The organism is Pseudomonas sp. KK4, from assembly GCF_001984065.1.
Classification (GTDB): Bacteria; Pseudomonadota; Gammaproteobacteria; order Pseudomonadales; family Pseudomonadaceae; genus Aquipseudomonas.
Genome location: NZ_LYVP01000178.1, coordinates 1 through 7,748, shown reverse-complemented (window position 1 = coordinate 7,748; position 7,748 = coordinate 1). Strand labels below are relative to the sequence as shown.

Here is a 7,748-nt window from a genome sequence, read left to right as displayed (position 1 = left end):
CCACTGATACACCGCATGCACAGGATTTGCGACTGCTTCGCAGCCGAGCGGGAGCAAGCTCCCTCGCCACAGGGGTTGCCTGGATCTGTTGATTCGAACCCGAATACCGAACTTGCCGGCCATTTCCCGATCAGTTCCTTACAGTCTCATCCAAAGGAGCGTGTGTTGATCAAGCTCAAGACCGCGATATTACTGGGGGCGCTGCTGTTTGTGGGCAGCGAGGAACTGGAAGCCGCCGCGATCCCGGGCGTGCCCGCCACTGCCGCGACACCGCCGGCACACCCGCAACCGTTGGTGCAGGGCGGATTGCTGGGGGCCATCAGCTCCAGCATCGACGAGGTGCAGGACAAGTTCGACCTCAACGAAAACCTGATCGACGCCTGGCGCCTGCGCGCCGACCGGGCGGCGGATGAAGTGGATGACCTGGTCAACCGTCCTTCGGCCCGCTCGAGCTGGAGCGTGGCCGGGGATTTCCTGATGCTCAGTTGCGTCTGGGTCGCTGTCTTCGCCGCGCTCTGGCTGCTCGGCAAAGGCGTCGCGCAACGTCTGTGCCTGCATCGCCTGCTGCTCACCCGCGAGCGTGGCCAGGCCTTGTTGGGCTACGTCCTGCCCTACACCATTGCGGCGGTGGCAAGCCTGCCGCTGACGATCTATGCCAGCCATTACGTGCCGGTGTCCGCCGGGCGGGCGCTGGCGCTGTGTTTTGCCTATGCCACCAGTAGCGGTGTGTTCGCCGCGTCGCTGGTGATGTCGCTGGTGGTGCTGTTCAACGTCGGGCACAAGCGCAGGGCGGTGCAGATCATCCGCCAGGACAGCCCGCGGCCGCTGTTCGGCATCGGGTTTCTGGTCGCCCTGAGCGATGCCCTGACCAGCCCGCAGATCGCGCATCAACTGGGCAACAACCTCACCAGCAGCGTGGCGGTGGTGACCGGTCTGGCGGCCTCGATTTCCTTCGGCTTGCTGGTGTTCCGCATGCGACGCCCGGTGGCCCAGTTGATACGGATCCTGCCCCTGGCCCAACGTCAGAAACAGCCAGCACTGCGCGAGACCCTGCGGATTTTTTCCGGGCTCTGGTACTGGCCGATTCTGTTGATGGTGCTGGTGTCGATCATCAACCTGATCAGCATCAGCGAGGACAATCAGCAAGTGTTGCGCAGCGCGCTGTTCACCACGGTGCTGCTGATTGCCACGGTGTTCCTGAGCACGACCCTGCATCACCTGTTCAAGACCCGCGCCGAGCCCGTCGCTCGGCGCAGCAGCGCCTATAAAGAGCGCTTTCTGAGCCTGTCCCACGCCTTGCTGCGCATCGCCATGGCCATCGTGTTCATCGACATTCTGGGGCGCATCTGGGGTGTGTCGCTGATCGAGTTCGCGGTGAGCAATTCGGTCGGTCGCGCAATCAGCGATTCACTGAGCCACATCGGCCTGATTTTCCTGGTGACCTGGATGGTCTGGGTGGTGCTGGACACGGCGATTCAGGAAGCGCTGAAACCACCCACCAACAAACGCGCGGCGCGCCAGCCCAGCACCCGGACCAAAACCATCCTGCCGCTGCTGCGCAATGCGATCAAAATCGTGCTGGTGGTGATCTGCGCCATCACCACCATGGCCAATCTGGGGATCAACGTGGCGCCGTTCCTGGCGGGTGCCGGGGTGATTGGCCTGGCCATCGGTTTCGGCTCCCAGCAACTGGTGCAGGATGTGATCACCGGCCTGTTCATCATCATCGAAGACACCCTGTCGATCGGCGACTGGGTGGTGCTCGATTCTGGGCATGCGGGCACCGTCGAAGGCTTGACCATTCGTACGTTGCGCCTGCGCGACGGCAAGGGCTTCGTGCATTCGGTGCCATTCGGCCAGATCAAGGCCGTGACCAACCAATCCCGGCAGTTTGCCTATGCGTTCTTCTCGGTGCAGTTCACCTACGACACCGATGTCGACAAGGCCATCGAACTGATCCGCGAGGCCGGGCATTCGATCAGCAACGATGCGTTCCTCAAGTACAACCTGCAGGGGCCGCTGGACGTTTTCGGCGTCGACAGGATGGACCTCAATGGCGTGGTGCTGACGGCGCAGTTTCGTACCGTGTCCGGTGGGCAGTACGCGGTCAGCCGGGCGTTCAACCAGCGCTTGAAAAAACTTGTGGATAATTGCCCGTCGGTGCAATTCGCGCAGACTTATCCACAGCAGGTTTTGATGCCCAGGCAGGGTGAGCCGATTCTTGATGGCGCGGTGGAGCCGGCGCATTCGGCGGTGTTGATGCCGGATCGGTCACATCCTCAATAGGTTTGTCGCCCGTACTGGCGCCTTCGCGAGCAAGCCCGCTCCCACAATGGAATTGCATACACCGCTCCACTGTGGGAGCGGGCTTGCTCGCGAAGAGGCCAGTACAACCACCCTCAGTGCCGGATCAGTGTCCTGCGAACCTCGGCATCGACCTGCTGATCCAACTCCACCCACAAAACCGTCTTCCCCGAAATCTGCGCCGCCACCGGCAATCCATCCCGATACACCAGCCGATTGCTCGCCAGCGCTGGCACTTTCGCACCCGGCAGCAGCGTGCCGGCCAGGTTCAACGGATCAACCCCGCACACCGCAATCAGACTGCCGTCATGGGCCCGCCGCCGCACTTCGCGCAGCAACGGAATCGCCTCGGGCAACGCAAACTGTTCACCCGCCAGACCACTGACAAAGCGACCGCCGCGAATCTCACCCCGCGCCTCCAGTCGATGGAAGGTCCTCAGCAATTCACGCCAGCTCGGCAGCCAGTCCGCTTCCCGCTCCAGCAAGCGCCAGAACACCACGCCGTAACGCCGCAGCAAAGTCATGGCGATGTGTTCCAGGGTGTCGGCGGGGGTGGTCGCCGCACGTGGGTTATCCGTCAGGGGCACTGACGGCCCGCGTCGCAACAACGCCCAGCGCCCGGCATCGTCCATGCCGCCAATGAACGCCCCGCGCCCACGACGGCTGCTGCGGTTCTGCCGTTTACTGGCCGGGGTGATCAGTGCGCGCAGGCCGGCGAAGCTGTCGGCGTTCACCAGCCCGGCGCCCACCAGTTCCTGCAGGGCGATCTCCAGTTCGGTGCGCAACACATGGGCTTCATGGGTCAGCTCATCGAAAAACAGTGCGCCGTGCTGGCGCAGGGCATCAAAGATTTTTTGGGCCTTGGGCGACAGCTCGCTGATCGGCGTCTGTTCGGTCAAGTCGCTCCACAGCCCGACCCGGTTGCGCGGCAGCAATACGATGGGGGTGTTGCGCAATGCGCTGCTGGCGCTCTTGCTGCGCGCGGTCAGGCGGGTCCACACCAGTTTGCCGCTGCGGCACAGATCATCCAGCCAGCTCGCCGAATAGTCCTTGATGCGCGCCGGCAGGATGTCGCTGTCCCAGGCCGATGCGGCGGCGGGGTAGCCTTCGAACTGGCCGATGATCGCCGGCAGCACTGTGCTGCCTTTGCCCTGGCTGGCGCTGGACAGGTGCTGCCAGTCGAACAGAAAACGCATGAAGTCCTGCAGCGCCACCGGTTCGATTTCCCGCCGCAGACGCTTGACCGTGTAGCGATGAATCCGCGCCAGCAGATGCCGCTCGCACCATTGGTCTTCGACGGCGCCCGGGGTGAAGCGGCCGCGCAGTACGTAGCCTTCGCGTTCCAGTTGCGCCAGTGCCTGGAGGACTTGCTTGGGCGGCAAACCAAGGGGTTCGGCAATGGCTTCGAGCGGCAACGGCGCAAACGCGCTGAGTCGCGCGCGGATGACCTCCAACACGGCATCGTCCGTTTCCCAAGCTTCATCGAAGCCCGGCAAGGCCTGCACCGCCGGGCGCAATAAGGCCTGTGGATAAATCGCCAACAGGCACGAGAGCCGTTCCCGGGCCAGCCACAGGGACTGGTTTATCTGGCAGGCGCGACCGCTGTCGGCCAGGGTCTGCAGCCATTCGCGCCAGTTCGGGTTGGACTGCGCCTCAACCTCGGTGATACACGCCAGGCTCATCAGCGCCTCGTGCATTTCATCCACGCCGGTGGGCGTCGGCCAGGCTTCTTCGGCCACGGCAGCGATGGCATCGATGTCCAGCGCGCCGAGGTCGTCGGTGGACTGCGGATCGGTCCATCGGCGATTGAGCACGGCTTGGGTGCGGCGCTCTTCCAGTGGCGCATCATCGAGAAAGGCGTAGGGCCGCGCACTGAGAATTTCTGCGGCCAAGGGCGAAGGCGCCGGCAAGTCGCGGCTGATCAGGCGCACCTCGCCACGTTGCATGCGCCGCAACAGGGCCAGCCAGCCTTCGCTGTCCATGGCCTCGTGCAGGCAATCGTCGAGGGTTTGTTCCACCAGCGGGTGTTCGGGAATACCCCGCTCGCCAGCGAGGTTTTCCACACAGGCGATCTGATCGGGAAACACGCTGGCGATCAGGTCCTCGCTTTTCATCCGTTGTATCTGCGGCGCCACCTTGCGCCCGCCGGTAAACCGCGGCAACGCCAGCGCCACCCCGGCGTTCCAGCGCCAGCGCACGCCGAACAGCGGCGCATCGAGCACGGCCTGGATCAGGATGTGCTCGGCGCTGTTGCTGTGCAGGTAGCGCCAGACGTCGTCCAGCTCAAAGCTGTGGCTGGTGGACAGCGACAGCACGATGGCATCTTCGCTGGCGGCGGCCTGCAGTTCGAAATTGAAGGTGCGGCAGAACCGCTTGCGCAGGGCCAGGCCCCAGGCGCGGTTGATGCGGCTGCCGAACGGGGTGTGGATGATCAGTTGAGTGCCGCCGGATTCGTCGAAAAAACGTTCCATCAGCAGGGTGTCCTGGGACGGCAGGGCGCCGAGGGTCTGCCGCGCACGGGCCAGGTAATCCACCAGTTGCTCGGCGCTGGCGATGTTCAGGCCGAGGGTCTCGGTGAGCCAGTCCAGGGCCGGTTGCAGGTTGCCCGGCGTGGCCGCCAGCAGCTCATCGAGTTGCGCTTGCAGGCGTGCGACGGCAAACGACAGTTCCGCGCTGCGCCCCGGCGCTTCACCCAGCCAGAACGGAATGGTCGGCGGCTGGCCCTGGGCATCCTCGACCCGGACCTTGCCGGTTTCCACCCGCAGGATGCGGTACGAGGTATTGCCCAACTGGAACACATCACCGGCGATGCTCTCCACCGCAAAGTCTTCGTTGACGCTGCCGATGTTCAGGCCCTGGGGCTCGAGCAGCACGCTGTAGTCGGCGTTGTCCGGGATGGTTCCGCCGCTGGTCACCGCCGCCAGTTTGCTGCCGCGCCGCCCGCGCAGGGTACGGCTGACGGCGTCGCGGTGCAGGTAGGCACTGCGAACACCCTGGCGACCGTTGTAGCCCTCGGCGAGCATGCGCAGCAGCGCCTGGTAATGGTTTTCGTCCAGCGCGGCATAGGGCGAGGCCTGGCGGAACAGTGCCAGCAGCGCGTCCTCGGGCCATTCCTGGCAACTCACCTCGGCGATGATCTGCTGCGCCAGCACATCCAGCGGTGCTTGCGGGATGTGCAGGGTGTCCAGTTCGCCGCGGCGCACGCAATCGAGCAGCGCGACGCATTCGATCAGGTCGTCACGGGTGGTGGCGAACAAGCGACCTTTGGGCGTGCCGCCGACCTGGTGACCGGAGCGACCGACCCTTTGCAGAAAACCGGCAATCGAGCGCGGCGAGGCGATCTGGCACACCAGGTCGACATCGCCGATATCGATCCCCAACTCCAGCGAGGCGGTGGCGATCAACACTTGCAACTCGCCGCGCTTGAGCCGCTGCTCGGCGTCCAGGCGAAACTCCTTGGCCAGGCTGCCGTGGTGGGCGGCCACGGCCTGCTTGCCCAGGCGTTCGCTCAGGTGGCGGCTCAGGCGTTCGGCCAGGCGCCGGGTGTTGACGAAAATCAGCGTGGTGCGGTGTTCGCGGGCCAGGGCGGCGAGGCGGTCGTAGACCCGTTCCCAGACATCATTGGCCATCACCGCCGACAGCGGCACCGGCGGCACTTCGATGTCCAGGTCCCGTGGGCGGGCATGGCCGATGTCGATGATCTCGCAATCACGATCGCGACCGACCAGAAAGCGCGACACCGCCTCGATGGGTTTTTGCGTGGCCGACAGGCCGATGCGCACCAGGGGCTCGGCGCACAGCGCCTGCAAGCGCTCCAGGCTCAGGGCCAGGTGACTGCCGCGCTTGCTGTCGGCGATGGCGTGGATTTCGTCGACGATCACCGTGCGCGTGGTTTTGAGCATCTGCCGGCCGGAATCGGAGCCGAGCAACACGTAGAGCGATTCCGGGGTAGTGACCAGAATGTGCGGTGCGTTCTTGCGCATCGCCGAGCGTTCTTTCTGCGGGGTATCGCCGGTGCGCACGGCGGTGGTGATCTGCAATGGGGGCAGGTTCATTGCGCGCAATTGTTCGGTGATACCGGCCAGCGGGTTTTGCAGGTTGATCTGGATGTCGTTGGACAGCGCCTTGAGCGGCGAGACGTAGACCACCAGGGTCTCGTCGGGCAGGCCTTCGGCGCTTTCCAGGCCACGGTGCACCAGATCGTCGATGACGGCCAGGAACGCGGTGAGAGTCTTGCCGGAACCGGTGGGGGCGGCGATCAGGGTCGAGCGGCGCTGGCGGATCAACGGCCACGCCCGGGCCTGGGCGGCGGTGACCGTCGCAAAGGTATTGCCGAACCAGGCACTGACGGCGGGATGGAAGCCGTTCAGGGCGCTGTCTGCGGGAATGGGCAGGTTCATGCAACCATTTATGCGGGTGGGGCGGGGAGGATGCAAGTACCGCTGGAGATCTGTGGCATCTCCGGGGCCCCATCGCCAGCAGACTGGCTCCCACAGACGAGCACATTACCCATGTGGGAGCCAGCCCGCTGGCGATTGGGGCCACGCAGGCGCCACAAAACCCGCACATCTACACTTTACGGATGACGGTTGCGCACTAAACCCGCAAAATGCAACGATTCCTGCAACTATCGACGACATCGCCCACACGCGCTGTCGATAAAACCCTTGTACCAATCAGACTGGGCCTGCTGACTTTATGCGAATGCGCCTTATGTTACTGGGCGGCGGAAATGCCCTTGGGCAGGCGCTGATTCGCCTCGGTGCAGAGGAAGACATCGGTTTCCTCGCCCCCCGCCCACCGCAAGACGGTTGGGATGCCGCGAGCCTGACCCAACTGCTGGACGACACCCGCCCGGACGCTTTGATCAATCTCGCCTACTACTTCGACTGGTTCCAGGCGGAGGCCGTCAGCGAGCAGCGTCTGGCCGGGCAGGAGCGCGCGGTCGAGCGCCTGGCCGAACTGTGCCAGCACCACAACATCGTCCTGGTGCAGCCTTCGAGCTATCGGGTGTTCGACGGCTCCCGCGCCACCGCCTACAGCGAAAAAGACGAACCGGTTCCCCTGGGCTTGCGCGGTCAGGCGTTGTGGCGGATCGAGCAGAGCGTGCGCGCCACGTGTCCACAACATGTACTGCTGCGATTTGGCTGGCTGCTGGATGACAGCCCCGAGGGGACGCTGGGGCGTTTTCTCAGCCGTGCGGAGCATCCGGAAGCGTTGCTGATGGCGGATGACCGCCGTGGCAATCCGACGCCGGTGGACGACGCGGCGCGGGTGATCATCTCGGTGCTCAAGCAACTCGATTGTGCGGCGCCGCTGTGGGGCACCTATCACTATGCCGGGCATGAGGCGACCACGCCGCTGGCCCTGGGGCAGGCGATCCTCACCGAAGCCCGCGCGCTGCATCCGCTGGCCATCGAAGCCCCCACCGCCCAGGCCCACGC

Annotated in this window: 3 protein-coding genes; 2 read left to right on the top strand and 1 reads right to left on the bottom strand. The window is 64.6% G+C overall.

Going from position 1 to position 7,748, the window contains the following annotated elements; translation table 11 throughout:
• Positions 1-165: 165 nt before the first annotated feature.
• Complete coding sequence (locus tag B0W55_RS27905; protein WP_077049129.1) at positions 166-2,286, top strand: mechanosensitive ion channel domain-containing protein; 2,121 nt, start codon at positions 166-168, stop codon at positions 2,284-2,286.
• 113 nt (positions 2,287-2,399) lie between these two features.
• Here B0W55_RS27905 and B0W55_RS27900 read toward each other — a convergent pair whose 3' ends face one another.
• Entirely contained in the window at positions 2,400-6,704 is a 4,305-nt protein-coding gene (locus tag B0W55_RS27900; RefSeq protein ID WP_077049128.1) for a DEAD/DEAH box helicase, read from the bottom strand.
• Between the two features lie 298 nt (positions 6,705-7,002).
• On the opposite strand from B0W55_RS27900, the gene B0W55_RS27895 reads away from it, so the two are divergent.
• A partial coding sequence (locus B0W55_RS27895; protein WP_077049130.1) for a sugar nucleotide-binding protein occupies positions 7,003-7,748 on the top strand: 746 nt, incomplete at its 3' end.

What these genes read in the sequence shown, in the direction of transcription:
- B0W55_RS27900 (WP_077049128.1), bottom strand. Translation starts at nt 6,704, where the DNA reads ATGAACCTGCCCATTCCCGCAGACAGCGCCCTGAACGGCTTCCATCCC.